A 26,782-nucleotide genomic window follows, 5' to 3' on the forward strand; every position below is an offset into this window, starting at 1 on the left:
GCCCCGGGCCTACACGCCCGCGTACGAGTGCTTGCCGGAGACGAAGATGTTCACGCCGTAGTAGTTGAACAGCCAGCAGCCGAAGGCGAGCAGGGCCAGGTAGGCGGCCTTGCGGCCCTTCCAGCCGGCCGTGGCGCGGGCGTGCAGGTAACCGGCGTAGGCGACCCAGGTGATGAAGGACCAGGTCTCCTTGGGGTCCCAGCCCCAGTAGCGGCCCCAGGCGTCGCCGGCCCAGATGGCGCCCGCGATGATCGTGAACGTCCACAGCGGGAAGACGGCCGCGTTGACGCGGTAGGAGAACTTGTCGAGGGAGGCGGAGGAGGGCAGCCGCTCCAGCACCGAGGTGGCGAAGGTGCCGGGCGTGCCGCCGCTCGCCAGCTTGTTCTCGTAGGAGTCCTTGAAGAGGTACAGGATCGTGCCGACCGCGCCCACGTAGAACACCGCGCCGCAGAAGATCGCCGTGGAGACGTGGATGTACAGCCAGTACGAGTGCAGCGCCGGGACGAGCTGGTCGCTGGCGGTGTACAGGACCGTGACGGCGAGGCCCAGGTCGAGCAGGACGGTGGTGGTCAGGAACAGGCCGAGCCAGCGGACGTTCTTCTTCAGCGCCAGCAGGCCGAGGTAGACCCCGACCGCGACCGTGGAGAACGTGATGTTGAACTCGTACATGTTGCCCCACGGCGCCCGCTCCACCGAGGCCGCGCGGGCGATGACGCCGCCCAGCTCGATCAAGAAGGCGAGCACGGTGAGGGAGATGGCGATCCGGCCGTAGAGGTCGCCCTGTTCGTCACCGCCGTGGGCGCCGGGCCCGTCCGGCACGTCGCGCTGGCCGGCCGCGGCCCGCACGGTGACCTTCGGCCGCTCCAGCACGGCGGTGCCGCCCGCCTGGTTCACGGTGACGGCGGGCGCCTTCTTCGCCGCCTGCTCGGTGGTGAGCGCGGCGGCGGTCCGGGCGACCTTGCTGCGGCTGCCGAAGAGCCACTCCGCGATGTACGCGAAGAAGGCCAGGGTGTAGACGGCCATCGCGGAGTAGATCAGCGTGTTGCTGATGTTGGCGAGATGTTCGTTGGTGGCGGCGGCGAGAGTCACTTGTTCTCAGCCCCTTCGGCAGGTACGGGGGTTTCGGTGCCCGGCTCCTGGTCGGGGTCGGGGGAATCTGCGGGGTCGGATGCTCCGGGCGCCCGGTCGTACAGGATCCCGGCGAGGTCGCCCAGTTCCTCGGGGACCTTGGCGGACTCGCTGCGGCCGAGGCCCGCCATCTCGACGACGGTGACGCCGTCGGCGCCCCGGACCGCGCGGACCCAGACGCGGCGGCGCTGGATGAACAGCGAGCCGGCCAGGCCGAAGATCGCGGCGATGGCACCGCCCAGGGCCCAGCCGCTGGCGGGCTGCTGGGTGATCTGGAACTGCGCCCACTCCTTGATGTCCTTCTCGAACGTGATCGAGCCGGCGCCGTTCGGCAGCTGCATCGTCTGGCCGGGCCTGAGCAGCTTCTTCAGCAGCTGCCCCTTGGAGTCCTTGAACTCCTTCATGTTGGTCTTGTCGAGCTGGTACACGCTCTGCGGCAGGCCCGAGTCGACACCCAGGTCGCCGTGGTAGGCGTTCAGCGCGAGGACCGGGCGCGTCAGCGCCGGGAACTGGGAGACCATCGGGCCGCCGTTGTAGGTGGGCACGAAGAACGCCTGGAAGCCGAGCTGTTCCTTCTGGCCCTTGGCGTTGCGGTAGCCGTCCATGACCTTGATGGCGCCCGAGGAGGTCGCGAAGCCGTCCAGCGGGAGCAGCGGCACGGCGTCGCGGTAGACGACGTTCCCCTTGCCGTCGCGGACGGTGACGACCGGGGCGTAGCCGTGGCTGGCGAGGTAGACCTTGGTGTCGCCGATGGTGAGCGGCTCGTTGACCTTGATGGTCTTGTGCTCGTCCTTGCCGTAGGCGCCCACGCTGTAGTCGACCGTCGCCTGGTAGGTGCGCGGGGTGCCGCGGTTCGGGCCGCTCGTCTCGTAGGTGCCCTCGAAGTCCTTCAGGCGGAAGCTGAAGGGGTTCAGGTCGTCCTGGGTGAAGAGGTTGCCGGACTTGAAGTCGTCGTACTGGGTGAGGGTGTTGGAGAAGCCGTCGCCCTCGACGACCAGCTTGAAGCCCTCGGCCTTGAACAGCTGGCCCCAGGCGAAGGCGACCAGCATCACGATCAGGGCGAGGTGGAAGACGAGGTTGCCGACCTCGCGCAGGTAGCCCTTCTCGGCGGCGACCGCGTCACCGGCGAGGTGCGCGCGGAAGCGGCGCTTCTTCAGCAGGGCGAGCGCGGCCTCGCGGACCTGCTCGGGTTCGGCCGTCGTGCGCCACGTGGTGTGGGCGGGCAGCCGGGTCAGCCGCTTGGGAGCGCCCGGCGGGCGGCCGCGCAGCTGGCCGACGAACTGCCAGGTGCGGGGCACGATGCAGCCGATGAGGGAGACGAACAGCAGGATGTAGATCGCGGAGAACCACACCGAGCTGTAGACGTGGAACATCCCGAGCTTGTCGTAGATGTCGCCGAGGGTGGGGTTGTTCTTGCGGAACTCGGCGACCTTGGTGGCGTCGATGCCGGTCTGCGGGATGAGCGAGCCGGGGATCGCGCCGAGCGACAGCAGCAGGAGCAGCAGCAGCGCGACCCGCATGGAGGTGAGCTGCCGCCAGAACCAGCGGACCCAGCCGACGACCCCGAGGGAGGGCAGGCCCGGTCCGTCCTCCTTGGGGGCGGTGGACAGGTGCGATCCCGCGTCGCCGAGGTCCTGTTCCTCCGGGCCGCCGGCGGGGGCCGGGTCGGTGGTGCTGGTCTTGCTCATCGATCAGATCCCCACAGTGAAGCCGTTGGACCAGGTCTGCATCTCCTGCACGATGCGGTCCCAGGCGCCGGTCAGCAGCAGCAGACCGGTGACGATCATCATGCTGCCGCCGATGCGCATCACCCAGACGTAGTGGCGCTTGACCCAGCTGAAGGCGCCGAGGGCCTTGCGGAAGGCGACCGCGGCGAGCACGAAGGGCACGCCGAGACCGAGACAGTACGCGACGGTCAGTATGGCGCCGCGGCCCGCGCTGCCCTGGTCCTGGGACAGGATCAGCACGGAGGACAGGGTGGGTCCGATGCACGGCGTCCAGCCGATCCCGAACAGCGCGCCCAGCAGCGGCGCCCCGACGAGCCCGGTCACGGGCCGCTTGTGGAGGCGGAACTCGCGCTGCGTCATCCAGGGCATCAGCCCCATGAAGAACACGCCCATGAGGATCATGAGCCCGCCCAGCACCTTGGACAGCACGCCCCGGTTGGCCTGGAGCGTGTCGCCGAAGTAGCCGAACAGCGCGCCGGAGGAGACGAACACGGCGGTGAAGCCGAGCACGAACAGGGAGGCGCCCGCGACCATCCGGCCGCGCCGGGCCTCGGCCAGGTCGGTGCCGGTGACGCCGGTCACATACGACAGGTAGCCGGGGACGAGCGGCAGGACGCACGGCGAGAAGAAGGAGACGAGACCGCCGAGGAGCGCGATGGGCAGGGCCACCAGCAGGGCGCCGTTGAGCACCGTGCCGTTGTAGCCCGTCGCCGCGAGCGTGGTGACTGCCGGGGTCACGTCACTTCTCCGCGAGGACCGGGGCGATCATCTTGCGGAGCTTCTCCTCGCTCAGCGCCTGGAGCGAGCGGGCGGCGATCCTGCCCTCCCGGTCGAAGACGAGCGTGGAGGGGATCGCCTGCGGGTTGAGGGTGCCGCGCTCGAAGCGGAGCATCAGCTTGCCCGTCGGGTCGTACAGGCTCGGGTACGTCACCCCGTACGCCTTCTCGAAGGCGAGGGCCGGGCCGGTGCTGGTGTCGCGGGTGTTGATGCCGACGAACTGGACGCCCTTGCCCTTGAGGTCCTTCCAGACCTTCTCGAAGCCGGGCGCCTCGGCGCGGCAGGGCGGGCACCAGGAGCCCCAGACGTTGACGACGACGACCTTGCCCTTGTAGTCGGCGACGTCGAGCTGCTTGCCGTCGATGGTCTTGCCGGACAGGTCCGGGGCGTCCGCGCGCTCGCCCTTGTCCGCGGTGGCGATGCCGTCCTTGCCCAGGACGAAGTTGGTGTCACCGCCCCCGCTGGACGTGCCGCCCGAGCTGCACGCGGTCAGGGTCAGCGCCGCCGCCGCGGCACCGGCGGTGAGCAGGGTGGCGCGGCGGGGGCCCGTGGAGGTGCGACGGGTGCGGTTCGAGCGCAGGGGGGCGCGGCTGGCGGCACTCATGTGAAAAGTTTCGCATGTCCGTTCTGGGGATCTCGCCCACCCCCCTTGCGGGCGGAAAACCGCATTTCAGGCGGCGTTTGAGGAGGGCGTCCCGGAGCCGGTGGGGGTGGCCTTCAGGAACTCCCGCCAGCCGCCCGCCGGCTGCTGCCCGACGTCGAGGGTGCGCAGCTTGGCGAGCACCTCGGGCCGCTGCGCGTCCATCCAGTCGACGTACTGCCGGAAGGAGACGAGACGCACATCCGCGCCCTTCTCCTTCTCCCGCGCGATGTGCTTGAAGGCCTCCTCGACGGCGTCCATGTAGATGCCGCCGTTCCACTGCTCGAAGTGGTTGCCGATGAAGAACGGCGCCCGGTTTGTCTCGTATGCCCGCTTGAATCCCTGGATGTACGCCTGCGCCGACTGCTCCCGCCAGCCCGGGTAGTTGTGCGCGGGCGCCTTGGTGGAGTTCAGCGACTGGTTCGCCAGCATGTTGTAGTCCATGGAGAGGACCTCGAAGCCCCGGCCGGGGAAAGGTATCTGCTGCAACGGCAGGTCCCATATCCCCTGCCGCTTCACCGGCCACACCTGGCGGCCGCCCGGGGAGGAGGCGTCGTAGCGCCAGCCGAGCTCGCGGGCGGTGGGCAGCAGGTTGTCCTGGCCGAGCAGGCAGGGTGTCCGGCCGCCGACCAGCTCCTTGTCGTAGTCGAACGGCAGCGGCGGCAGGTCCTTCCAGCCGGTGTTGGTGCGCCACTCCTTCACGAAGGACTTCGCCTGGTCGATCTCGCTGCGCCACTGCCGCGGCGTCCAGTTCTTGACGGAGCCGTAGGCCTCCCCGCAGAAGTGGCCGTTGAAGTGGGTGCCGATCTCGTGGCCCTCCAGCCAGGCGCGGCGGACGTTCGTCAGCGTGTCCTTGATGTGCGCGTCGGTGAGGTAGCCGATGTCGGAGGCGCCGCGCGGGTTGTTCGGCGGGTCGTAGAGGCGCTTCTTCGACTCGGGCAGCAGGTACAGCCCGGACAGGAAGAACGTCATGCTCGCGCCGTGCTCCTTGGCGAGGTCCAGGAAGCGCGGGAAGAGGCCGTTGCCGACCTCGCCGGCGCCGTCCCAGGAGAACACGACGAACTGCGGCGGGGTCTGACCCGGCTCCAGCGGCTCGGGCTTCGCGGGCTGGTGGGGCTGCTTGCCGGTGTGGGCGGTGGAGCCGTCGCCGATGGGCCGGGCGGCGGGCTTCGGCTTCGATCCGCCCTGGGCCTTGTCGCCGGCGGAACCGTCCGGGTGGCCGGACTCGTCCGAGCCCGTGAGGCCGCCTCCGCAGCCGGTGAGCGAGACGGCGGCGGCGGCTCCCGCGCCGATTCCGAGCATTCCCCTGCGGGTGAGAGCGCGCATGGCATCCCCGATTCATCACATCGTGCTGGTCACCCAGTCAGAGGACGTGATGAACGGGGAGGTTCCGTCGAAATTTGCAGATTCCGTAACGGAGGCGTCAGAAGCGAACGGAAAGGGCTTAGGCGCCGAACGCCTTGGCCTTCCCCTTCACCGGCTTGGCGCCGGCCAGGAGATGCGCCGGGACGAGATCGCGGGCCGGCTCGGTGTAGCCGACGGAGACGATCCGGTCGCCCTGGTAGGTGAAGGTCGTCAGCGAGGCGAGCGTGCACTGCCGCTTGCGCGGGTCGTGCCACAGCCGCCGCCGCTCGACGTACGACCGCACGATCCAGATGGGCAGCTGGTGGCTGACCACGACCGCCTCGTGCCCGCGAGCCCTGTCCTTCGCCGCGCCCAGCGCGCTCATCATCCGCACGACCTGGTCGACGTACGGCTCGCCCCAGGACGGCCGGAACGGGTTGACCAGGTGCCGCCAGTTGCCGGGCTTGCGCAGCGCCCCGTCCCCGACGCCGAACGTCTTGCCCTGGAAGATGTTCCCGGCCTCGATCAGCCGCTCGTCCGTCGCGAGGTCCAGCCCGTGCGCCTTGGCGATCGGCTCGGCCGTCTCCTGCGCCCGCTCCAGCGGCGAGGCCACGACGTACGTCACATCGCGCGGGGCCAGGTGCTCGGCGACCCGGTCGGCCATGCGGCGGCCGAGCTCGGAGAGGTGGTAGCCGGGCAGCCGGCCGTAGAGGATGCCGTCCGGGTTGGCGACCTCGCCGTGCCGCATGACGTGGACGACGGTGATGTCGCTGCTCGTCTCCTTGCTCATGCCGTCGCCTCCGCCGCCGCACGGGCCGCCGCCGGGAGGGCGTCGGCGATCTTCTGCACGGCCCGCTCGTCGTGCGCGGTGGACACGAACCAGGACTCGAAGGAGGACGGCGGCAGGTAGACGCCGTTCGCGAGCATCGCGTGGAAGAACGCGGTGAAGCGGAAGGACTCCTGCGCCTTGGCGTCCTCGTAGGTCCGCACGGGCCGGTCGGTGAAGAACACGGAGAACATGTTGGATGCGGTCTGCAGCCGGTGTGCGACGCCCTCCTTGGTCAGCGCGTCGGTGACGAGGCCCTGGATCTCCTTCGACACGGCGTCGACCTTGGCGTAGGCGGCGTCGTCGAGCAGCCGCAGCTGCGCGAGCCCGGCCGCGGTCGCCACCGGGTTCCCGGAGAGGGTGCCGGCCTGGTAGACGGGCCCGGCCGGGGCGAGGTGGGCCATGACGTCCGCACGTCCGCCGAACGCCGCCGCGGGGAAGCCGCCGCCCATGACCTTGCCGAAGGTCATGAGGTCGGGCACGACACCGTCGACCCCGAACCACCCGGCGCGGCTGGTCCGGAAGCCGGTCATGACCTCGTCGGAGATGTAGAGGGCGCCGTTCTCGGAGCAGAGGTCCTTCAGGCCCTGGTTGAACCCCTCGCCGGGCGGTACGACGCCCATGTTGCCCGGGGAGGCCTCGGTGATCACGCAGGCGATCTCGCCGGGGTGGGCCCGGAAGGCCTCGCGCACGGCGTCGAGGTCGTTGTAGGGCAGGACGATGGTGTCGCCGGCCTGGGCGCCGGTGACGCCCGGGGTGTCGGGCAGGGCGAAGGTGGCGACGCCGCTGCCGGCCGCGGCGAGCAGTGAGTCGACGTGGCCGTGGTAGCAGCCCGCGAACTTGATCACCTTCGTCCGCTGGGTGAAGCCACGTGCGAGCCGGATGGCGGACATGGTCGCCTCGGTGCCGCTGGACACCAGCCGCACCTGCTCCAGCGGAGCGACCCGGGCGATCATCTCCTCGGCGAGCGCGACCTCGCCCTCACCGGGCGTGCCGAAGGACGTACCGCGCGCGACGGCGTCCTGCACGGCCGCGATCACCTCGGGGTGCGCGTGCCCGAGGATCATCGGGCCCCAGGAGCACACCAGGTCGACGTACTCCCGCCCGTCGGCGTCCGTCAGGTACGGGCCGGTCCCGGACACCATGAACCGCGGGGTGCCGCCGACGGCCCGGAAGGCCCGGACCGGCGAGTTCACGCCGCCCGGCGTGACGGCGGCCGCGCGGTCGAACAGAGCCTGCGAGGCCGGTGCTTCATACGGATATGACAGTTCGCTCATGACCTGCGACTTCTCCGACCTTCTCCGACGTTGTCGGGCTCCGGGTGCCAGTGACCTGTTCAGGGTAGGCCAGCGGGGTGGGCGGAAGGGGGCTGGGAGGAAGGGCGGCGGGACAACCGGTCCCCGGGCCGCCGTCGTCTGCGAGACTGGGACCTGATACACACAGCTCGAACGGCCCGGCGTGGTCAGAGGCTGCGAAGATCCTGCGGACAGATGTTTCAGCGCACGTTTCGGCGGGCGGCCGTGGGGGAGGTCACTGACACGATGATCGGGTTGCGCGGCGGGGGCGACGCGTCCTAGAAAAAGCAGTCGGGTGGAGATATGCATCGCGGTGGCGGACTGGGCGAGGGGACTGATGACCTGGGTCCTCGACGTGCCCGGCGGGGAAGGCACCGGCGCGAAGCGGAGGACACGCAGGAAACACGTCAGGCTCAGGGTGTGCCCGGTGAACCGGAGCGGCTCGACGGACGTACTGAACGCCGAGTGGACGATCTTCGGGCGGGGAGCAGGAATGGTGGTCGGGTGGGGGTGACGTACAAGTACTTCGGCGCGCCCGACGGCGCGACCGCGGCCCGCGTCCCGATCTCGATGCGCCCCGAGGAACTCGGCGGCGACGAGCTCGGCATGAACGGCATGTTCACGAAGATCAAGCCGGAGACCATGGCGGCGATGGTCCTCACGGGCATCGAGGGCGTCCCCCTGCACAAGGTCCCGCCCCTGGAACTGGTCGTCCTGCACCCCGACTACGCGGTCGTGAAGCTCCCCATGACGGTCGTCGACCCCCTGCGCGGCATCGGTGAGGAGGCGGTCGGCGCGGCGGCCTTCATCTGGTCGACGGTCCCGGACCGGGGTGGTCCGCGGGACGCGTTCAACGTGTACCAACTGCTGCACGAGTGGCAGGACTTCTCGCATCGGTTGCATGAGGCGGGGCATCAGCCGTACTGCCTTGTGTGGCCGTGAGGTCGGTTGTCGGGTGGCCGACCTTGACCTCAAGTGCAATTGAGCTTCTACGTTCGGTCTCGTCGAACCAACGGAAAAGACGGAGGCACCGGCCGTGGAGTACTCGCACAACGACGCCGAACTGATCCAGCAGCCCATCGGGTATTGGAGTTGGGCCGCCTACAAGGCCGTCGTCGACCGCACCCGGGCCGCCCTCGCCGGGATCGGCACCACCCAGCCTCAGTGGTGGGTCCTTGCCCAGGTCGCACGAGCCGACACTGCCAGAACTCGCGACGAGGTGTCCCGCCTCCTTCGGAACTACCTCGACACCGGCTCGGACACCATGGAATCCGAGATCGACAGCACCATCACGCGGGGCTGGATCACCGAGGATTCCGAGGGGCGCCTCACCATCACGGCCGAGGGCAGGGCGTTCTACGACAAGGCCGCAGCGCTCCAGGACGAACTCTGGGCGGAACGGCACGCGGGGGTCTCCGACGAGGAGTACGTGACCACCCTCAAGGTGCTCCAGCGATTCATCCACAACACGGGCGGACGTGCCTGGCACCAGTAGGTTCCTTCCTTCGATCAGGATCGGAGCCGGCCCTCGGACGCCGCGTCCGGGTTTGAGTTCCTGGCTCAGGGGCTTTCGCCGCTACACCCCGTCCCCCTCGCACGCGTCCAGGTAGCCACGCAGCGCCCCCGCCCCCGCGATCATCCCCCGCGTACGCGCCGTCAGGGCCTCCCCCCGCGCCGCGAGCGCCGCTCGGAGTGCCTCGGTGCTGCCCTCCCGTCGCAGGCCCTCCAGGACCGGTCTGATCTGGTCGAACAGGTAGTGGCTGCGGCGCAGGGTGTGGACCAGGCGGGCGTCGCGGACGTCGGTGGGGTCGTAGAGCCGGTAGCCCGTGCCGCGTTCGCGGGCCGGGGTGAGGAGGCCGGCCGCCTCCCACACCCGTAGCGCGGACGTGCGGACGCCCAGCAGCGCGGCCACCTCGCCGATGCGCAGGCCGCCGTCGGAGCGGGGGAGCGGGGCGGGGGGCCGCGCCGCCAGGAGTTCCAGGGCCTCGCTCGCCGCCCGCAGGGACACCCGCTCCTCGTGCAGCGCGGCGTGCGCGGCGTCGACCAGGGCGAGGGCGGCCGGGGTGTCCCCGCCGTGCAGGGTCCGCATGATCCGCGTCGCCGTCACCGGGCCGTACCCCCGCAGCATCGTCCGGTACGCCAGCAGCGCGCGGCGGTGCGCCTCCCCGAAGACGCGGTAGCCGGACGCCGTCCGCGCGGCCGGCGGGAGCACCCCGGCTTCCTCGTAGTTGCGGATCTGCTGCGTCGAGACACCGGCCAGGCGGGCCAGGTCGACAGGGCGCAGACGGCGGTCGTCTTTCGTCATCGATTTGAAGGTTATGGCAGGAGAAGCCGCCTCCGCAGCTCCGAAGTCTCAATACCGGACTTCAATGGAAGACTTGAAGGAATGGACTCCTGCATTCACGTCACCGGTGCGCGCCTCCACAACCTGCGGAACGTCTCCCTCTCCCTCCCGAAGAACAAGCTGATCGTCCTGACCGGCCTGTCCGGCTCCGGCAAGTCCACCCTCGCCTTCGACACCCTCCACCGGGAGGGCCAGCGGCAGTACCTGGAGTCGCTGGGCATGGTCACCGGCCTGGTCAGCAAGCCCGCCGTCGACTCGATCACCGGCCTGTCCCCGTCCATCAGCGTCGACCAGCACCACACCAACCGCAGCCCGCGCTCCACGGTCGGCACCGTCACCGAGGTGTTCACCTACCTGCGCCTGCTCTGGTCGCGCATCGGCGTACGGCCGTGCCCGGGCTGCGGGCAGGGCATCCCGCCCGCGTACGCCGACGACACCGAGCCCGACGAGGACGCCGAGGCCGAGCAGCGGCCCTGCCCGCACTGCGGCACCCTCGTGCCCGAACTCGTCATGGGCTCCTTCTCCTTCAACAAGCCCGCCGGCGCCTGCCCGGCCTGCACCGGCCTCGGCGAGGTCATCCGGCCCGACCCACAGCGCCTCCTGGACGGCTCCCGGTCCGTCGCCGAGGGGGCGGTACGCGGCTGGAACGCCAAGTACACCGAGTGGGCCCTGCCGGTGCTGCGCGCCGCCGCCGCGCACTACGGCCTCGCCTTCGACGACGGCCGGCCGGTCGACGACATGGACGCACCGCTACGGGACTTGCTGCTGCACGGCGTCGAAAGCCCCGAGTTGCGGCGGCACTTCCCCGACACCGCCCCACCGGCCACCGTCTCCGCGGGCCGCTTCGAAGGCGTCGCGACGGCCCTGCTGCGCCGCTACACCGAGCGCGCCGACGACCCCGACTACCGCGAACGGGCCGAGCAGCAGGGCCTGGTGAAGCAGCCCTGCACGGAGTGCGGAGGGACGCGGCTGCGGGCGGAGAGCCGGGCGGTGACCGTGCACGGCCTCTCCATCGTCGACGCGGCCGGACTTCCGCTGACCGACCTCGCCACCTGGCTGACCGGCCTGCGCCACCGGTCGGACGGCGACGAGTGGCTGCTCGTGGAGCCGGTCGTCGCCGACCTCAAGGAGCGGGTGCGGCGCCTGGTGGACGTCGGCGTCGGCTACCTCACCCTGGGCCAGGCCACGCCCAGCCTCTCCGCCGGGGAGACGCAGCGCCTGCGCCTGGCCGCCCTGCTCGGCTCCGGACTGACCGGCGTCCTCTACGTCCTCGACGAGCCCACCATCGGCCTGCACCCCTCGGACACCGCCCGCCTCGTCGACGTCCTGCGCCGCCTGCGCGACCTCGGCAACACCGTGCTGGTCATCGAGCACGACCTGGAGGTGCTGCGCGCCGCGGACCACGTGGTCGACGTCGGCCCGGGCGCGGGCCGCGACGGCGGCCGGATCGTCGCCGCGGGCACGCCCGAGGAGGTCGCCCGGACCGAGGGCTCGGTGACCGGCGCGTACCTGTCGGGCCGGCTCTCCGTACCCCCGTCCCGCGCACGCGGCGACAGCGACACGGCCGTGGTGATCCGCGGGGCCCGCGCCCACAACCTCAAGGACCTGACCGTACGGATACCGCTGCGCCGCCTGGTCACGGTCACGGGCCCGTCCGGCTCCGGCAAGTCGACGCTGCTGCTGGACATCCTCGGCCGGGCCGCCCGCCGGCACTTCCACCGGGCCGGGGAACTGCCCGCCGAGCACGACGGCATCGACGGCTGGGAGCACCTGTCCAAGGCCGTCCTCATCGACCAGGAGCCCATCAGCCGCCTCCCGCGCTCCAACGCGGCGACCTACTCGGACGTCTTCACCCCGATCCGCGAGGTCTTCGCGGCCCGCAGCCGGGGCGCCCTCACCGCCGGGCACTTCTCCTTCAACGTCCCGGGCGGACGCTGCGAACGCTGCGAGGGCGCGGGCGTGCTCACCGTCCGGATGCACTTCCTCCCGGCGGTGGAGGTGCGCTGCCCGGGGTGCAAGGGCCGCCGGTTCCGGCCGGAGGTGCTGTCCGTCCGGTACGAGGGACACGACATCGCCGAGGTGCTCGAAGCGACGGTGGACGAGGCGCTGGGCGTCTTCGCGGACGTCCCGCCGGTCGCCGCCCGGCTGCGCCGCATGGCCGACGTCGGCCTCGGCTACCTGCCCCTCGGCCAGCCCGCCACCACCCTCTCCGGCGGCGAGGCCCAGCGCCTGAAACTCGCCAAGGAACTCGGCCGGCGGACGACGGGCCGCGCCCTGTACCTCCTCGACGAGCCGACGACGGGCCTGCACTCCGCCGACACCGCCCGCCTCCTCGACGTCCTCCAGCGCCTCGTCGACGCCGGGCACTCGGTCGTCACCATCGAGCACAACGTCGATGTCATCCGGGCCTCCGACTGGCTGATCGACCTGGGACCGCAGGGCGGTGCGGGCGGGGGACAGCTGGTGGCGCAGGGAGCGCCCGGAAACTGAACCGACCGGCCCGCCCGCGCGTCTTCGGTGCGTATCACCCGGCCGGAGCCGAGGCTCCACAAGGAGGCGTACCGATGAAGGCCCACCGATGAAGGCGTCACCCCCGCGCGCGGGCCGCGGCCCCGCCTGGGCCCTGCTGGCGGCGGCCCTCGCCCCGCTGTCCGTGGCCTGCGCGCCGGCGTCCCCGGACGACGACGGCGCGCGGCCCGAGGCGTCCTGCGCCTACGTCGTCGAGTACGACAGCCGCGACTACCTCGGGAGACAGGAGACGGACGTCCCCGTGGCGGAGTCGCTCGGCACCGCCACCCGCGCGGCCTGCGACGACACACCCGGCGACGGCGACGACGGGGAGGGCCCGGCCCCGATGACCGCGTTCGCCCTGCCGGGCGTGGACCCCGCGGTCGCCATCGCGGTGGCCGAGGACCCCGGCGAGTACCGTCTCGTCGTCGCCGACAACGTCGAGGAACTCCCGCCGGAGCTGCGGAAGCTGACCGACCGCTCCTGACACCCGCCCGCGCCTCAGCCCTGCCGCTCCAGCACCGCGTAGTCGGCGAAGCTGCGGCGGTAGCGCAGGTGCCGCGTCTCCTGCGTGTGCCTGCGCTGCCACTCCTCCACCTCGCCGGGCGACGGACACGGCCCCGAACTCGCCCCGCAGTCCGCGTCCGCACCGGAGACGCAGTACGCCTGGTACTCCGGCAGGGCCGACGCGTCCTGCACGATCGTGTACGGCACGTACCGGAACACCCTGCGGCCGGACGCCGGTTCCCCGCCGTGCTCCTTGCGCTGGTGCTGGCGCAGCAGGACGTTCGCGTCCGTCACGGCACTTCCGTCGAACGCCGCCCGTGCGCGGTCCCGCCGGACGGCCAGCTCCTCGCACGCCGCGCATCCCGGCACGGGCACCGGGGGCCGGGTCGGATCGGCCGACAGCCCTTCCCTCGACCGCTCGTTGAGCGCGCGGACGCCCGCGCTGAGCCGTTCGTCCAGCGTCGCCACCCGGATCTCGGCCACGTCCGCCTGCCACTCCCGGCCGCCGCCGACCGGGCGCAGCATCACGTGCGGGCCGGACCTGTCCTGGTACTCGCCGACCCTGCGCGCCCGCTGGTCGTAGACGAGCGTTCCCGGTTCCATTTCGTGCACCTCCGTCACTCTCGGTGTACCGAGCGTTGCGCACGGGAATGGTCCGGTTCAATGCTTGGCGTGTGACACCGGTGCACTGTCACGGAGGGGGGAGCGGTGAGCCGACGGAACGGCGGGGCGGAGTCGGGGGCGAGTACGGCGGCCGTGTTCGGGGAGGTGCTGCGGCACTTCCGCGAGGCGGCGCTGCTCACGCAGGAGGGTCTGGCGCGGCAGATCCCGTGCGACCGGTCGCATGTGGCGCGGGTGGAGGCGGGGACGCGGGTGCCGCAGGACTCGTTCGCCAAGACCTGTGACGAACTCCTGGGGACGGGTGGGGTGTTGTTTCGGCTGTGGGGCCGGATCGACTGGTATCCGCAGGTGGAGCATCCTGACTGGTTCCGGCGGCGAGCAGAGATGGACGAGGAGGCGGTCGCCCTCCGGGAGTACCAGGAGCGGTTGATCCCGGGGCTGTTGCAGACCGGTGATTACGTCCGTGCGCTGTTCGCGCGTGTCGCCAGCGGCGAGGAGGTCGAGGAGCGGGCCCGTGCCCGACTGAGTCGGCAGCGGCGATTCCTGGCTGAGGGGGGTCCGCTGTACATCGCCGTCCTGGACGAGAGCTGCCTGCGCAACGTGGTCGGCAACCCGGGGATCATGCGGGACCAGTGTGCCCATCTACTCAGCGTCGGGCAGCGCCCCAACATCCGTATCCAGGTCGCCCCGGCAAGCTTCTCGGAGCTGCTCCGGCCCAACGTCTCCATGTCGCTGATCGAGCTGCCCGACGGGCACCGGTGGGTGTACTCGGAGTCGCTGGACCGTGGCCACTTCAGCGACGATCCGACCGTCTACACACGTCATAGCCACACCTATGATGTGCTCAGGGCAGACGCTCTGTCAGTCCGCGAGTCCGTCGCCCTGATCAGCGACGCGATGAAGGGGTACGAGCAGCATGAACAGGCACGAACTCTGCGCGGCGAACTGGATCAAGAGCAGCTACAGCGGCGAAAACGGCGGCAACTGCATCGAAATAGCCCCCGGTTTCCCCGAAACCGTCCCCGTCCGCGACAGCAAGAACCCTGATGGGCCGGTCCTGCTCGTGACCCGGTCCGCCTGGTCCGCGTTCACCGCCGCTCTCTGAGCGCTACGGCTCGTCCCGCTTGGGATCCTCGTCCTTCTTCTCGTCGTCCAGGGACTTCAGGAACTCGGGGTTGTCGTCGGGCGCCACCCACTGCCCGGGACGGGGACGGCCCGCCGCGCTCCTCTTCTTGCCGGCGATCAGCCAGGAGATCGAGCCGACGAGCGGAAACAGCAGCACGAGGATCGCCCACAACGGCTTGGGCATGTGACGGATGTCGTCGTCCTTCGTGCTGATGCAGTCGATGAACGCGTACACGCTCAGCGCCAGCGGCACGAGGAACATCAGTACCCGGAGCATGCGCGGCCTCTCAGCGAAAGCGGTGGGCGGTTCCAGGCCAGGGTAGCGGCTCGGGGATACTGGACCCCATGGCTTACGACGATCTTCGCTCCCTGCTCAGGGCACTGGAGCGCGAGGGAGACCTGAAGCGCATCAAGGCCGAGGTCGACCCGTATCTGGAGGTCGGGGAGATCGTCGACCGGGTGCAGAAGGCCGGCGGCCCCGCGCTGCTCTTCGAGAACGTACGCGGGTCGAGCATGCCCCTCGCGATGAACGTGTACGGCACGGACCGGCGGCTGCTGAAGGCCCTGGGCCTGAAGTCGTACGCGGAGATCTCGGAGCGGATCGGCGGGCTGCTGAAGCCCGAGCTGCCGCACGGGTTCGTCGGCGTGCGGGAGGCCTTCGGGAAGCTCGGCGCGATGACGCACGTGCCGCCGAAGAAGGTGAAGGACGGCCCGGTGCAGGAGGTCGTGCTCACCGGGGACGACGTCGACCTCGACCAGCTGCCCGCCCTGTTCACCTGGCCCAAGGACGGCGGGTCGTTCTTCAACCTGGGGCTGACCCACACCAAGGACCCGGAGACGGGCATCCGCAACCTCGGCCTGTACCGGCTCCAGCGGCACGACCGGCGCACCATCGGCATGCACTGGCAGATCCACAAGGACAGCCGGAACCACTACCAGGTGGCGGCCAGGCGCGGCGAGCGGCTGCCCGTCGCGATCGCCTTCGGCTGCCCGCCCGCCGTGACGTACGCCTCCACCGCGCCGCTGCCCGGGGACATCGACGAGTACCTGTTCGCCGGGTTCCTCGCGGGCAAGCGGATCGAGATGGTCGACTGCAAGACCGTGCCGCTCCAGGTGCCGGCGCAGGCGGAGGTCGTGATCGAGGGCTGGCTGGAGCCGGGCGAGATGCTGCCCGAGGGCCCCTTCGGCGACCACACCGGCTTCTACACGCCGCAGGAGCCCTTCCCGGCGCTGAAGATCGACTGCGTGACGATGCGGAAGCGCCCGCTGCTCCAGTCGATCGTCGTGGGCAGGCCGCCGACGGAGGACGGACCGCTGGGCCGCGCGACGGAACGCTTCTTCCTGCCGCTGCTGAAGATCATCGTGCCGGACATCGTGGACTACCACCTGCCCGAGGCGGGCGGCTTCCACAACTGCGCGATCGTCTCGATCGACAAGAAGTACCCGAAGCACGCGCAGAAGGTCATGCACGCCATCTGGGGCGCGCACATGATGTCGCTGACCAAGCTGATCGTGGTCGTCGACTCCGACTGCGACGTGCACGACCTGCACGAGGTGGCCTGGCGGGCGCTGGGCAACACGGACTACGCCCGGGACCTCAGCATCGTCGAAGGCCCCGTCGACCACCTCGACCACGCTTCCTACCAGCAGTTCTGGGGCGGCAAGGCCGGGATCGACGCGACGAAGAAGTGGCCCGAGGAGGGCTACACCCGCGACGGCGGCTGGCCCGACATGGTGGAGTCCGATCCGGAGACGGCGGCGAAGGTGGACCGCCGCTGGAAGGAGTACGGCCTGTGACCTCCGCTTCCGCCGCGATCCCCCAGCCGGGACGCACCAAGGCCTTCCTGCGGCTGGTGATGATCGAGCACTCGGTCTTCGCGCTGCCCTTCGCGTACATCGCCGCGCTCACGGCGATGTACCAGTGGGACAAGAACATCCACTGGGGCCGGCTGCTGCTCGTCACCGTCTGCATGGTGGGGCTGCGGACGTTCGCCATGGCGGTCAACCGGATCATCGACCGGGAGATCGACGCGCGGAATCCGCGCACGGCGCACCGCGAGCTGGTGACCGGCGCGATGTCGGTGAAGCACGCGTGGACGGGCGCGCTGATCGCCCTGGCGGTCTTCCTGGGCGCGGCGGCCCTGCTGAACCCCCTGTGCCTGGCCCTGGCGCCGATCGCCGTGATCCCGATGGTGGTCTACCCCTACGGCAAGCGGTTCACGAACTTCCCGCAGGCCATCCTCGGTCTCGCCCAGGCGATGGGCCCGGTCGGCGGCTGGCTGGCGATCACCGGCTCCTGGTCCTGGGACGCGGTGATCCTCGGTCTCGCCGTCGGCATCTGGATCGGCGGCTTCGACCTGATCTACGCCTGCCAGGACGTGGAGACCGACCGCGAGATCGGCGTCATGTCCGTCCCCGCGCGCTTCGGCATCCCGGCGGCCATCTGGGGCGCGCGGGTCTGCCACGCCCTCACGACGGCCCTGTTCGTCTGGTACGCCCTGGCCACCGACGCGGGCGCCTTCTTCTGGCTGGGCCTGCTCATCGTCGCCGCCGCGTTCCTCTACGAGCACTCCATCGTCCGCCCCCACGACCTCTCCCGCGTGAACCGGGCGTTCTTCAGCGTCAACGGCTTCATCGGAATTGCCCTGTTCGTGTGCGCGCTGCTGGATCTGCTGGTGCGTGGTCTCACCGTGTGAGCGCGGGCGGCGCGGGGCGGCGGCGCAGCACGAACGCCGCCGCGACACCCGCCAGCAGTCCCAGCAGGTGGCCCTGCCAGCTCACGCCGCTCTGCGTCGGGGCCAGGCCCGCCAGGATGGAGCCGCCCCAGATCGCGGCTATGAGGACGCCGGCCAGGATGCCCCAGGGGCGGCGCTCGACGAAGCCGCTGACCAGGAGGAAGCCGAAGAGACCGAAGATCAGGCCGGAGGCGCCCGCCGTGTTCGTGTGCGCCGGGGATATGAGCCAGACGCCCAGGCCGTCGACGAGGATGATCAGCGCGCAGACGAGGACGAAGCGGCGCAGACCCGCGAGGGCCGCCAGGAAGCCCAGGACCAGCAGCGGCAGGGTGTTCGCCGCCAGATGGGCGAAGCCGAAGTGGATGAAGGCCGACGGGACGACGTCGACCAGCTCGGAGGGGTCGCGTGGCGTGACGCCGAAGCCGTCCAGCGCGTGACCCGTCGCCGCGTCCACCACTTCCAGCAGCCACAGCAGCGCGATCCAGGCCAGCATCAGCTTGCCCGCGGCCATCGCCCGGTCGCTCCGGGACCACCCGGTTCCCACGTTCGACATGGCGACCCCCAGTGCTCGCTCATCCCGTCTGTGCAACGGCCCGCACCCCTTGGCCGGTTCCCACCCCGTGACGCCGGATAGGCTCGGTGTTGTGAACCCAGTCAAGCCAGGCGAGACACCCCGTACGCCTTGGATCGTAGGGGTGTCGGGCGCCTCCGGCACCCCGTATGCCGCTGCCGTGCTGCGCGCGCTCCTCGCCGCCGGCGAGAGCGTCGACCTCGTGGTGTCCCGGGCCTCCCGGCTCACCCTGCTCGACGAGACCGGGATCTCCTTCCGGGACGCCCACTGGCAGGACGACCTGCGCGCATGGCTGTCCCGGGGCGCCGACGGCAAGCCCGCCACGTTCTCCGTGGACATCGACGCCGTACGGCACTGGAGCGCCGGCGACCTGGCCGCCGGCCCCTCCTCGGGGTCGTACCCCACCAAGGGCATGCTCATCGTGCCCGCCTCGACGGCGAGCGTGGCCGGGGTCGCGCTCGGGCTGTCGAAGGACCTGTTGCAGCGGGCGGCGAGCGTGACCCTGAAGGAGGGACGCAAGCTGATCGTGGCCGTACGGGAGACCCCGCTGAACGGCCAGACCCTGCGCCACCTGGTCACCCTCGACGACGCGGGCGCGGCCGTCGTACCCGCCTCACCCGCCTTCTACGCGGGCGCGACGCACATCCAGGACCTGGTGGACTTCGTCGCCGGACGCGTACTCGACGCGGCGGGCGTGCCGCACCGGCTCTACCGCCGTTGGCAAGGTGAGCTCGGCGGCGGAGCGCACCGCGCCGACTGAGCACGACCCCGGACCCATCGGACTCACAGACAACTTCAGCGGAAGGCTTCGATCGCAATGGACGCGGTGGACAGGCAGCTCATCCAGGCCCTGAGGGAGAACGGCCGGGCCTCCTACGCGGAGCTGGGCCGCCTCGTCGGACTGTCGGGACCCAGCGTCACCGACCGCATCAACCGGCTGGAGGCGGCCGGGGTCATCACCGGCTACCGGGCCACCGTCGACGCCGCCTCGCTCGGCCTCGGCGTCACCGCCCTCATCGGCATCTCGCTCTCCGACGCCACGGACCACGAGGACGTGGCGCAGCGGCTGCGGGACCTGTCGGAGATCGAGGACTGCTGGTTCATCGCGGGCGACGACTCGTACATGCTCAAGGTGCGGGCGGCGGACGTGGACGGCCTGGAGAAGATCATCCGGCGGCTCAGCGGGACCAAGGGCGTCTCCCGGACCCGTACGACCATCGTGCTGTCCACGAAGTGGGAGAACCGGGTCGGGGAACTGCCCGAAGAGGCGTAGTCGTACGGTTGGGACGTCGTCGTAGAAAGGTGTGGGCATGGATCTCGGGCTCAAGCGCGAGCTGGAGGAGAAGGTCAGGGCCGGTGAGCGCCTGACCCGTGAGGACGGCATCGCGCTGTACGAGTCGGACGACCTGGCCTGGCTCGGCGGCCTCGCGCACGAGGTGCGCACCCGCAAGAACGGCGACGTCGTGCACTTCAACGTCAACCGGCACCTCAACATGACGAACGTGTGCACGGCCTCCTGCGCGTACTGCTCCTTCCAGCGCAAGCCGGGGGAGAAGGACGCGTACACGATGCGCATCGAGGAGGCCGTGAAGCTCGCGAAGGCGATGGAGTCGGAGAACCTCACCGAGCTGCACATCGTCAACGGGCTGCACCCGAACCTGCCGTGGCGGTACTACCCGCGGTCGCTGCGCGAGCTGAAGGCCGCGCTGCCGGACGTCTCGCTGAAGGCGTTCACGGCCACGGAGATCCACCACTTCGAGACGATCTCCGGGATGAGCGCGTCCGAGATCCTGGACGAGTTGATCGACGCGGGCCTGGAGTCACTGACCGGTGGCGGCGCGGAGATCTTCGACTGGGAGGTCCGGCAGCACATCGTGGACCACCGCACCCACTGGGAGGACTGGTCCCGCATCCACCGGCTCGCGCACGAGAAGGGTCTGAAGACCCCGTGCACGATGCTGTACGGGCACATCGAGGAGCCGCGGCACCGGGTGGACCACGTGCTGCGGCTGCGCGAGCTGCAGGACGAGACCGGCGGGTTCCAGGTCTTCATCCCGCTGCGGTACCAGCACGACTTCGTCGACATGCAGGACGGGAAGGTCCGCAACCGGCTGCAGGCGCGGACGCAGATGGCGACCGGTGCGGAGGCGCTGAAGACCTTCGCCGTGTCGCGGCTGCTGTTCGACAACGTGCCGCACGTGAAGGTCTTCTGGGTGATGCACGGGGTGCAGACGGCTCAGCTGGCGCTGCAGCACGGTGCGGACGACATGGACGGCTCGGTCGTCGAGTACAAGATCACGCACGACGCGGACAACTACGGGACGCCGAACAAGCTGACCCGTGAGGATCTGCTGGATCTGATCCGCGACGCGGGGTTCCGGCCGGTGGAGCGGAACACGCGGTACGAGATCATCCGGGAGTACGACGGGCCCGACCCCGAGCGCAGGGAATCACCTCAGCCCATGCGGGTGTGAAGCCGGGGTGGGTACCCGGAGGGCATGGTCAGGACCGAGGCGCCTGAGGACGCCTATACCGCTGAACCCTTCGTTCCCGAGCGGGGTGGGCTTCCGGCTCTGCGGAAGGCCGCCGCCGACTGCCGGGGGTGCCCGCTGCACCGGGACGCCACCCAGACCGTGTTCGGGGAAGGCGGCAAGGATGCCCGGGTCATGCTCGTGGGGGAGCAGCCCGGGGACCAGGAGGACCGGCAGGGGAAGCCGTTCGTCGGGCCGGCCGGGCGGCTGCTGGACCGCGCCCTGGCGGAGGCGGGGATCGATCCCGCCGAGGCCTACGTCACCAACGCCGTGAAGCACTTCAAGTTCACGCAGGCCGAGCCCCGCAAGCGGCGGATCCACAAGGCGCCCAACCTGCGCGAGATGACCGCGTGCGCGCCCTGGCTGGCCGCGGAGCTGGCGGTCGTCGAGCCGGAGCTGATCGTCGTACTGGGGGCCACCGCCGGGAAGGCGCTGCTCGGCTCCTCCTTCCGGGTCACGCAGGTGCGCGGCACCGTGCTGGAGGAGGAGATCCACGGGCGGCCCGAGCGGCTGGTGCCGACCGTGCATCCGTCCTCCGTGCTGCGGGCCGACGACCGGGAGGCCGCCTACCGAGGGCTGGTCTCCGATCTGAAAGTGGCCGCACAGGTCCTGGGGTAATGGCTAGAATCCCTGCATGCCCCTTACCTTCACGTTCGACCCGGCCGTCACCCCGGATCTTCGCGACGGCATCCTCGATCTGTGGACCGACGTGTCCAACGCCGGCGGGGCCGTCGGCTTCGTGCCGCCGGTGACGCGTGAGGAGGTCCGGCCCCAGCTGCTGACGCACTTCGCGTCGATGGCGGAAGGGCGGGTCAGGCTCCTCGTCGGACATGACGAGGAGGGGCGGGTCGCGGCGACCGCGTTCCTCACGTTCAACACGCACCACCTGATGGTCCACTGGCTGTGGCTGTACACCGTGATGGTGCATCCGCGGCACCAGGGGAAGGGGTACGGCCGCGATCTGCTGGCCGCGGCGGCGGACGCGGCCCGGGGCTGCGAGGGCATCGAGGCGATCCGGCTGACGTGCCGGGGCGGGCTCGGGCTGGAGCGGTTCTACGAGGCGTGCGGCTACAAGGAGGTCGGCCGGATCCCGGGCGCCATCCGGGTCGCGCCGGGCGACGACCGCGATGACGTGATCATGCTCCTGCCGCTGAACTGACCCCCGTGCAAGATCGGCCGTGCGGCGTGCTTCACTGAACACTGGCCCCTTTTGGAATCGGAAGAGTGGATTGAGATGCTCCGCTACACGCTGATGCGCCTCGGAATCTTCGTGGGCTGCCTCGTGGTCGTCTGGGGCGCCGTCTACTCCGGCCTCGCCCCGCGCGGCCTCGGCGCGAGCAACGGCCTGTGGGTCGTGCTGCTCGCCCTGCTCGTCTCCGCGCCGATCAGCTTCGTCGTGCTGCGCAAGGAGCGGGACCGGGCGTCCATCCAGGTCGCCCGGCGGGTCGACCGGATGAAGGCCAACCTGGACGCCAACCGCAGCCAGGAGGACGTGGCCGACGACACCGCCCGGGCCCAGGGGCAGACCTCGTAACATCCCCGCGTACACGCCTCGCGGCGCCCCGTTTCCGTACTTGCTCGGAAACGGGGCGCTTTGCCTTGTATGGGTGTGTGTGCCCCGTCACCTATCAAAGCCAGGCTTTGGGGTCCTCAAAGTTCAGGTGTTAAGGTCGATGCTATGAAGTCAGCAGTCGCGTCCCTTCCGCCCCGGAGCCTTCCGCTCGTGGCGCGTCTGCACGTGGATCTCTGTCGGTGCGCGTCCGCTTTCTGTCGTCCCTGACGTAACGCAACCCCCGTCGTCTCCCACGTCAGTTCCCCTACGCGTCCCCCAACGGAGTCAGTCCGTGTCCTCACGCCTGAATTCTTTCAAGGTGCCCTTCTGGGCCCAGATCATCGCCGGTCTCGTCCTCGGTGTGCTGCTCGGGTGGCTCGCCCGTGACCAGGACCTCTCCTGGCTGGTCACGACCCTGGAGAAGGTCGGCGACACCTTCATCGGGCTGCTGAAGCTCGCCGTCGCCCCGCTCGTCTTCTTCGCGATCCTGGTGTCGATCACCAACCTGCGGAAGGTCAACAACGCGGCCCGCCTGGCCTCGCGCACCCTCCTGTGGTTCATGATCACCTCGCTGATCGCGGTGAGCATCGGCCTGATCATCGGCCTGGTGACCAACCCCGGTGCCGGTACCGGCCTCACGCCCAAGGACGGCGCGAAGCCCGAGACGACCGGCTCCTGGATCGACTTCCTCACCGGCATCGTGCCGACCGACGTCATCACGCCGTTCACCGAGCTGAACGTGCTGCAGATCGTCTTCATGGCCGCCGTCGCCGGCATCGCCGCCCTCCAGCTCGGCGAGAAGGCCCAGCCGATCCTCACCCTCAGCGAGTCCGTCCTCAGCCTGCTCCAGAAGGCGCTGTGGTGGGTCATCCGGCTCGCCCCGATCGGCACGGTCGGCCTCATCGGCCACGCCATCGCCACCTACGGCTGGGACCTGATCGGCAAGTACGCGACCTTCACCGCCGACATCTACATCGGCTGCCTCGTCGTGCTGTTCGGCGTCTACCCGACGCTGCTCGCGACCGTCGCCAAGGCCAACCCGGTCCAGTTCTTCAAGGGCGCCTGGCCCGCGATCCAGCTGGCCTTCGTCTCCCGCTCCTCGGTCGGCACCATGCCGCTGACCCAGAAGGTCACCGAGCGGCTCGGCGTGCCGAAGGAGTACGCGTCCTTCGCGGTGCCGTTCGGCGCCACGACCAAGATGGACGGCTGCGCCGCGATCTACCCGGCCATCGCCGCGATCTTCGTCGCGCAGATCTTCGACATCCAGCTGGGCGTCGGCGACTACCTGCTGATCGCGTTCGTCTCGGTCGTCGGCTCCGCCGCCACCGCCGGCCTCACCGGCGCGACGGTCATGCTGACCCTCACCCTCTCCACCCTCGGCCTGCCGATGGAGGGCGTGGGCCTGCTCCTCGCGATCGACCCGATCCTGGACATGATCCGCACCGCGACCAACGTCGCCGGGCAGGCGCTGATCCCGGTCCTGGTCTCGGCCCGCGAGAACCTGCTCGACCGGGACGCCTACGCCACGGCCGACGGCTCCGCCCTGGACGAGCCGCGGGACGCGCGGCCCGAGCAGGTGCCCGCGGCCGCCTGACGCACCGACGGCCCCCCGGCCGGTCCTGGGCGGGTTTCCCCGTCGAGGGCCGGCCTTGGCGCTTTCCCGGCCGAGGGCCGGCCGGGAGGCCCGTACGCTAAGCGGTATGGGTGCCGTGAAGACGAAGCGGATGCCGCGTGCGGTCCGTGAACAGCAGATGCTGGACGCCGCCGTGCGGATCTTCGGCCAACGCGGCTACATGGCCGCGTCGATGGACGAGATAGCCGAACTCGCGGGCGTCTCCAAGCCGTTGGTCTACCTGTACCTGAACTCGAAGGAAGACCTCTTCACCGCCTGCATCCGCCGGGAGGCGGGAGCCCTCGTCGAGGCCGTACGGGCCGGCGTCCGCCGCGACCTGCCCGCCGACCGGCAACTGTGGGAAGGCCTCCGCGCGTTCTTCGCCCACACCGCCGAGAACCCCGACGCCTGGTCGGTCCTGCACCTCCAGGCCCGTACGCACGGCGAGCCGTTCGCCGCCGAGGTCGCCGCGATGCGCGAGGAGATCGTCGCGTTCGTGACGCAGCTGATCCTCGCCGGGGCCCGCGAGGCCCACCGCGACCCCGACCTCCCCGAGCGCGAGGTCGCCGGGCTCGCCGAAGCGCTGGTCGGCGCCGCCGAGTCGCTCGCCGCCTGGGCCAACGCCACCCCGGGCGTCACCGCCCGCCAGGCGGCGGCCACGATGATGAACTTCGCCTGGGCCGGCCTCGGCGACCTCATGGCGGACCGGCCCTGGTCGCCCCCGGAGGAGCCGCCGGAGGCTCACGTCGGGTAGACGTCCCCCGTCACATGCGGCCGGTCCTCCCGGCCGCGCAGTTCGAAGCGGCCGCCCTCCGCCGCGTACGTGACCGTCCCGGGCAGCGGGACCGGCGCCTTGAAGTCCGCCCGTACCCGGCAGGAGTCCGGCGTGCCGTGCGCGGCCAGGCAGCGGGCCACCGTCCACATGCCGTGGGCGATGGCCCGGGGGAAGCCGAACAGCCGGGCGGTGAGCGGGTGGAGGTGGATCGGGTTGCGGTCGCCGGAGGCGGACGCGTAACGCCGTCCGACATCGCCGCCGAGCCGCCACTCGGCGACCTGGGGCAGCGGCTCGCGCGGCTCGTCCTCCCGGGGAGCCCCGGGAACCTCGGCGGACTGCCCGGTGCGGTGCCGGGCCAGGTAGGTGCTCGTCGACTCCCACACGACGTCACCGGCGCCGCGCACCTCGGTGACGACCGAGGCCGCGGTGCCGCGCCGGTGCGGGGCCAACCCCGCGACGTGGACGGAGAGTTCGTAGGCGCCGGACGCCGGCATCGGGGCGTGCCGCGTGATCGTGATCGACGTGTGGACGAGGCCGAGCAGCGGCAGCGGGAAGTCCCGGCCGCTCATCAGCCGCATGGCCAGGGGGAAGCCCAGCACGTGCGGATACGTCACCGGCAGCGCGTCCGCCCCGGTCGGGAACCCGCAGACCCGCTCGTAGGCCACCAGCCGCGCGAGGTCGACGCGCAGACCGGGCAGGACGAGCCGGGCGCGGGGGAACTCCGCGTCGGGGGCCGGGCGTTTGAAGGGGGACAGCAGGGCGCCGCGGGCGAGGAGCGGCGCCAGGGAGGGGGACCCGGTGAGGACGAGAGCGGTGGGGCCGGCCATCACGCCCCCAGCAGGCTCTGCCCGCAGACGCGGACGATCTGGCCGTTGACGGCGCCCGAGGCCGGGTGCGCGAGCCAGGCGGTGGTCTCGGCGACGTCGACGGGGAGTCCGCCCTGTGCGAGGGAGTTCATGCGGCGGCCCGCCTCGCGGATGAACAGCGGGATCGCGGCCGTCATCCTCGTCTCGATGAAGCCCGGCGCGACCGCGTTGACGCTCACGCCGTGCTCCGCGAGCGCGCGCGGCGCCAGGGAGCGGACCAGGCCGACGACGCCCGCCTTGCTCGCCCCGTAGTTGGTCTGCCCCGCGTTGCCGGCGAGACCCGCGATCGAGGCCGTGGCGACGATCGAGCCGCCGCGCCGCAGCGTCCCCGCCTTCAGCAGGGCGTCCGTCGTGCGCAGCACGCTCGCCAGGTTGACCTCCAGCACGGAGATCCAGCGCTCGGCCGGCATGTTCACCAGCCGCCGGTCGCGGGTGATGCCCGCGTTGTGGACCAGCAGGTCCAGGCCGTCCGGCAGGGCCTCGGCGATCCGGGCTCCCGCGTCGGCGGCGGTGATGTCGAGGAGCAGGGCGGTGCCGCCGAGCCGGTCGGCGACGCGCCGGGCGTCCTGCCCGGCCTGCGGCACATCGAGGACGACGACCCGGGCGCCGTCCCGGGCGAGCGTCTCGGCGACGGCCTCGCCGATACCGCGGGCGGCGCCGGTGACGAGGGCGGTGCGGCCGGTGAGGGGGCGGTCCCAGTCGACGGGGCCGGCGGTCTCCTGGGGCGGGCCCACCTCGATCACCTGCCCGCTCACGTACGCCGACTTGGGCGACAGCAGGAACCGCAGCGTGGACTCGGCGGCCGAGGCGTCCGTGAGGCGGACCAGGTTCACGGTCCTGCCCCGGCCGATCTCCTTGCCGAGCGAGCGCGTGAAGCCCTCCAGGGCCTGCTGGGCCGCCGCCTGGTGGTGGTCGGCCGGGTCGAGCGGGGCGCCGAGCACGACCACGCGGCCGCTCGCCGCGACCGACCGGACGACGGGGTGCAGGGCGGCGTGGACCTCGGCCAGCCCCTCCACGTCCCGCACCCCGGTCGCGTCCAGAACGACGGCGCCCGCCCGGTCGGCACCGGCCGGGCCGATCCCGGTGCGGGCGAGGACCGGCGCCAGGTCCAGGCCGGACGCGCCGGCCGTGAGGTGGCGCAGTCCGCCGTCCAGGGCGGGCCGCTCGGGGGACCAGCGGGCCAGGGCCGCGGGCTGCGGCAGACCGAGCCGGCGGGTGAGGAAACGGCCGGGCCCGGTGGCGGTGAAGCTCAGATAACGGTCGGCCATGGCGACTCCCAGCTTCCGACGACGGCTCAG

30 protein-coding genes are annotated in these 26,782 nt (G+C 70.9%); 17 read left to right on the forward strand and 13 right to left on the reverse strand.

Annotation, left to right across the window (positions count from 1 at the left end; genetic code table 11):
* Positions 1-9 precede the first annotated feature (9 nt).
* From ccsB to hemL, 7 genes are all read right to left on the reverse strand, one after another.
* Complete coding sequence (gene ccsB / locus C1703_RS22950) at positions 10-1,089, reverse strand: c-type cytochrome biogenesis protein CcsB (protein ID WP_114254649.1); 1,080 nt, start codon at positions 1,087-1,089, stop codon at positions 10-12.
* Positions 1,086-2,816 (reverse strand): cytochrome c biogenesis protein ResB, encoded by a 1,731-nt coding sequence (locus C1703_RS22955; protein ID WP_114254650.1) that lies wholly within the window; start codon positions 2,814-2,816, stop codon positions 1,086-1,088. Before C1703_RS22955 ends, ccsB begins: the two co-directional genes overlap by 4 nt.
* 3 nt (positions 2,817-2,819) lie before the next feature.
* A complete protein-coding gene (locus C1703_RS22960; protein WP_114254651.1) occupies positions 2,820-3,593 on the reverse strand; it encodes a cytochrome c biogenesis protein CcdA in 774 nt (257 codons plus the stop codon).
* Between the two features lies 1 nt (position 3,594).
* Positions 3,595-4,236: a TlpA disulfide reductase family protein gene (locus tag C1703_RS22965; protein ID WP_114254652.1), complete on the reverse strand. Its 642-nt coding sequence runs from the start codon at positions 4,234-4,236 to the stop codon at positions 3,595-3,597.
* Positions 4,237-4,302: 66 nt separating this feature from the next.
* Positions 4,303-5,598: a hypothetical protein gene (locus tag C1703_RS22970; RefSeq protein ID WP_198678249.1), complete on the reverse strand. Its 1,296-nt coding sequence runs from the start codon at positions 5,596-5,598 to the stop codon at positions 4,303-4,305.
* Between the two features lie 118 nt (positions 5,599-5,716).
* Positions 5,717-6,406 (reverse strand): histidine phosphatase family protein, encoded by a 690-nt coding sequence (locus tag C1703_RS22975; protein ID WP_114254654.1) that lies wholly within the window; start codon positions 6,404-6,406, stop codon positions 5,717-5,719.
* The gene (gene hemL, locus C1703_RS22980) at positions 6,403-7,719 is read right to left on the reverse strand and encodes a glutamate-1-semialdehyde 2,1-aminomutase (RefSeq protein ID WP_114254655.1); all 1,317 of its coding nucleotides are present in this window, start codon (positions 7,717-7,719) and stop codon (positions 6,403-6,405) included. Before hemL ends, C1703_RS22975 begins: the two co-directional genes overlap by 4 nt.
* Positions 7,720-8,040: 321 nt before the next feature.
* On the opposite strand from hemL, the gene C1703_RS22990 reads away from it, so the two are divergent.
* Together C1703_RS22990 and C1703_RS22995 are read left to right on the forward strand one after the other, a co-directional pair.
* The gene (locus C1703_RS22990; RefSeq protein ID WP_198678250.1) at positions 8,041-8,679 is read left to right on the forward strand and encodes a hypothetical protein; all 639 of its coding nucleotides are present in this window, start codon (positions 8,041-8,043) and stop codon (positions 8,677-8,679) included.
* A gap of 94 nt (positions 8,680-8,773) precedes the next feature.
* A complete protein-coding gene (locus tag C1703_RS22995; RefSeq protein WP_114254657.1) occupies positions 8,774-9,232 on the forward strand; it encodes a MarR family winged helix-turn-helix transcriptional regulator in 459 nt (152 codons plus the stop codon).
* An 81-nt stretch (positions 9,233-9,313) separates the two neighbouring features.
* Here C1703_RS22995 and C1703_RS23000 read toward each other — a convergent pair whose 3' ends face one another.
* The gene (locus tag C1703_RS23000; RefSeq protein ID WP_114254658.1) at positions 9,314-10,042 is read right to left on the reverse strand and encodes a MerR family transcriptional regulator; all 729 of its coding nucleotides are present in this window, start codon (positions 10,040-10,042) and stop codon (positions 9,314-9,316) included.
* A gap of 81 nt (positions 10,043-10,123) precedes the next feature.
* Here C1703_RS23000 and uvrA point away from each other — a divergent pair, with 81 nt between their 5' ends.
* Positions 10,124-12,571 carry an excinuclease ABC subunit UvrA gene (gene uvrA / locus C1703_RS23005; RefSeq protein ID WP_114254659.1) on the forward strand — a complete coding sequence of 816 codons (2,448 nt, stop codon included), beginning with the start codon at positions 10,124-10,126 and terminating at the stop codon, positions 12,569-12,571.
* 88 nt (positions 12,572-12,659) lie between these two features.
* Entirely contained in the window at positions 12,660-13,076 is a 417-nt protein-coding gene (locus C1703_RS23010) for a DUF6281 family protein (RefSeq protein WP_114254660.1), read from the forward strand.
* A 14-nt stretch (positions 13,077-13,090) separates the two neighbouring features.
* Here C1703_RS23010 and C1703_RS40315 read toward each other — a convergent pair whose 3' ends face one another.
* A complete protein-coding gene (locus C1703_RS40315; protein WP_114254661.1) occupies positions 13,091-13,699 on the reverse strand; it encodes a hypothetical protein in 609 nt (202 codons plus the stop codon).
* 105 nt (positions 13,700-13,804) lie between these two features.
* Here C1703_RS40315 and C1703_RS23020 point away from each other — a divergent pair, with 105 nt between their 5' ends.
* Both C1703_RS23020 and C1703_RS39825 read left to right on the forward strand, forming a co-directional pair.
* Complete coding sequence (locus C1703_RS23020) at positions 13,805-14,764, forward strand: helix-turn-helix transcriptional regulator (RefSeq protein ID WP_114254662.1); 960 nt, start codon at positions 13,805-13,807, stop codon at positions 14,762-14,764.
* Positions 14,712-14,822: a DUF397 domain-containing protein gene (locus tag C1703_RS39825; protein WP_232840777.1), complete on the forward strand. Its 111-nt coding sequence runs from the start codon at positions 14,712-14,714 to the stop codon at positions 14,820-14,822. Before C1703_RS23020 ends, C1703_RS39825 begins: the two co-directional genes overlap by 53 nt.
* Before the next feature lie 3 nt (positions 14,823-14,825).
* Here the strand turns inward: C1703_RS39825 and C1703_RS23030 are convergent, their stop codons facing one another.
* Entirely contained in the window at positions 14,826-15,119 is a 294-nt protein-coding gene (locus tag C1703_RS23030; RefSeq protein ID WP_114254664.1) for a PLD nuclease N-terminal domain-containing protein, read from the reverse strand.
* 68 nt (positions 15,120-15,187) lie between these two features.
* On the opposite strand from C1703_RS23030, the gene C1703_RS23035 reads away from it, so the two are divergent.
* Together C1703_RS23035 and mqnP are read left to right on the forward strand one after the other, a co-directional pair.
* Positions 15,188-16,639, forward strand: coding sequence for a menaquinone biosynthesis decarboxylase (locus C1703_RS23035; protein ID WP_114254665.1), 1,452 nt, complete (start codon positions 15,188-15,190; stop codon positions 16,637-16,639).
* Positions 16,636-17,538, forward strand: a complete 903-nt coding sequence (gene mqnP, locus C1703_RS23040; protein ID WP_114254666.1) for a menaquinone biosynthesis prenyltransferase MqnP — start codon at positions 16,636-16,638, stop codon at positions 17,536-17,538. The genes C1703_RS23035 and mqnP overlap by 4 nt, the downstream gene beginning before the upstream one ends.
* Here mqnP and C1703_RS23045 read toward each other — a convergent pair.
* Positions 17,528-18,130, reverse strand: coding sequence for a rhomboid family intramembrane serine protease (locus tag C1703_RS23045; protein WP_114254667.1), 603 nt, complete (start codon positions 18,128-18,130; stop codon positions 17,528-17,530). The genes mqnP and C1703_RS23045 overlap by 11 nt on opposite strands.
* Before the next feature lie 91 nt (positions 18,131-18,221).
* Here C1703_RS23045 and C1703_RS23050 point away from each other — a divergent pair, with 91 nt between their 5' ends.
* The 9 genes from C1703_RS23050 to C1703_RS23085 all read left to right on the forward strand — a co-directional run bounded on the left by C1703_RS23050 (position 18,222) and on the right by C1703_RS23085 (position 24,597).
* Positions 18,222-18,908 carry a UbiX family flavin prenyltransferase gene (locus C1703_RS23050; protein WP_114254668.1) on the forward strand — a complete coding sequence of 229 codons (687 nt, stop codon included), beginning with the start codon at positions 18,222-18,224 and terminating at the stop codon, positions 18,906-18,908.
* A 57-nt stretch (positions 18,909-18,965) separates the two neighbouring features.
* Complete coding sequence (locus C1703_RS23055) at positions 18,966-19,421, forward strand: Lrp/AsnC family transcriptional regulator (RefSeq protein ID WP_031117078.1); 456 nt, start codon at positions 18,966-18,968, stop codon at positions 19,419-19,421.
* Between the two features lie 37 nt (positions 19,422-19,458).
* Complete coding sequence (gene mqnE / locus C1703_RS23060) at positions 19,459-20,622, forward strand: aminofutalosine synthase MqnE (RefSeq protein WP_114254669.1); 1,164 nt, start codon at positions 19,459-19,461, stop codon at positions 20,620-20,622.
* Between the two features lie 24 nt (positions 20,623-20,646).
* Positions 20,647-21,297, forward strand: coding sequence for a UdgX family uracil-DNA binding protein (locus C1703_RS23065; RefSeq protein ID WP_114254670.1), 651 nt, complete (start codon positions 20,647-20,649; stop codon positions 21,295-21,297).
* A 16-nt stretch (positions 21,298-21,313) separates the two neighbouring features.
* Positions 21,314-21,838 carry a GNAT family N-acetyltransferase gene (locus C1703_RS23070; RefSeq protein WP_114254671.1) on the forward strand — a complete coding sequence of 175 codons (525 nt, stop codon included), beginning with the start codon at positions 21,314-21,316 and terminating at the stop codon, positions 21,836-21,838.
* A 75-nt stretch (positions 21,839-21,913) separates the two neighbouring features.
* Positions 21,914-22,213, forward strand: a complete 300-nt coding sequence (locus C1703_RS23075) for a DUF4229 domain-containing protein (RefSeq protein WP_114254672.1) — start codon at positions 21,914-21,916, stop codon at positions 22,211-22,213.
* A gap of 144 nt (positions 22,214-22,357) precedes the next feature.
* Positions 22,358-22,459, forward strand: a complete 102-nt coding sequence (locus tag C1703_RS40320) for a putative leader peptide (RefSeq protein WP_343236404.1) — start codon at positions 22,358-22,360, stop codon at positions 22,457-22,459.
* Positions 22,460-22,523: 64 nt separating this feature from the next.
* Complete coding sequence (locus C1703_RS23080) at positions 22,524-23,825, forward strand: dicarboxylate/amino acid:cation symporter (protein ID WP_114254673.1); 1,302 nt, start codon at positions 22,524-22,526, stop codon at positions 23,823-23,825.
* Between the two features lie 106 nt (positions 23,826-23,931).
* Entirely contained in the window at positions 23,932-24,597 is a 666-nt protein-coding gene (locus C1703_RS23085) for a TetR/AcrR family transcriptional regulator (protein WP_114254674.1), read from the forward strand.
* Here C1703_RS23085 and C1703_RS23090 read toward each other — a convergent pair.
* Entirely contained in the window at positions 24,585-25,445 is an 861-nt protein-coding gene (locus C1703_RS23090; RefSeq protein ID WP_114254675.1) for a MaoC/PaaZ C-terminal domain-containing protein, read from the reverse strand. The two genes, C1703_RS23085 and C1703_RS23090, sit on opposite strands and share 13 nt — an antisense overlap.
* Positions 25,445-26,752, reverse strand: coding sequence for a 3-oxoacyl-ACP reductase (locus tag C1703_RS23095; protein WP_114254676.1), 1,308 nt, complete (start codon positions 26,750-26,752; stop codon positions 25,445-25,447). The genes C1703_RS23090 and C1703_RS23095 overlap by 1 nt, the downstream gene beginning before the upstream one ends.
* Between the last annotated feature and the right edge of the window lie 30 nt (positions 26,753-26,782).

The sequence above is a fragment of the Streptomyces sp. Go-475 genome (genome assembly GCF_003330845.1).
Classification (GTDB): Bacteria; Actinomycetota; Actinomycetes; order Streptomycetales; family Streptomycetaceae; genus Streptomyces.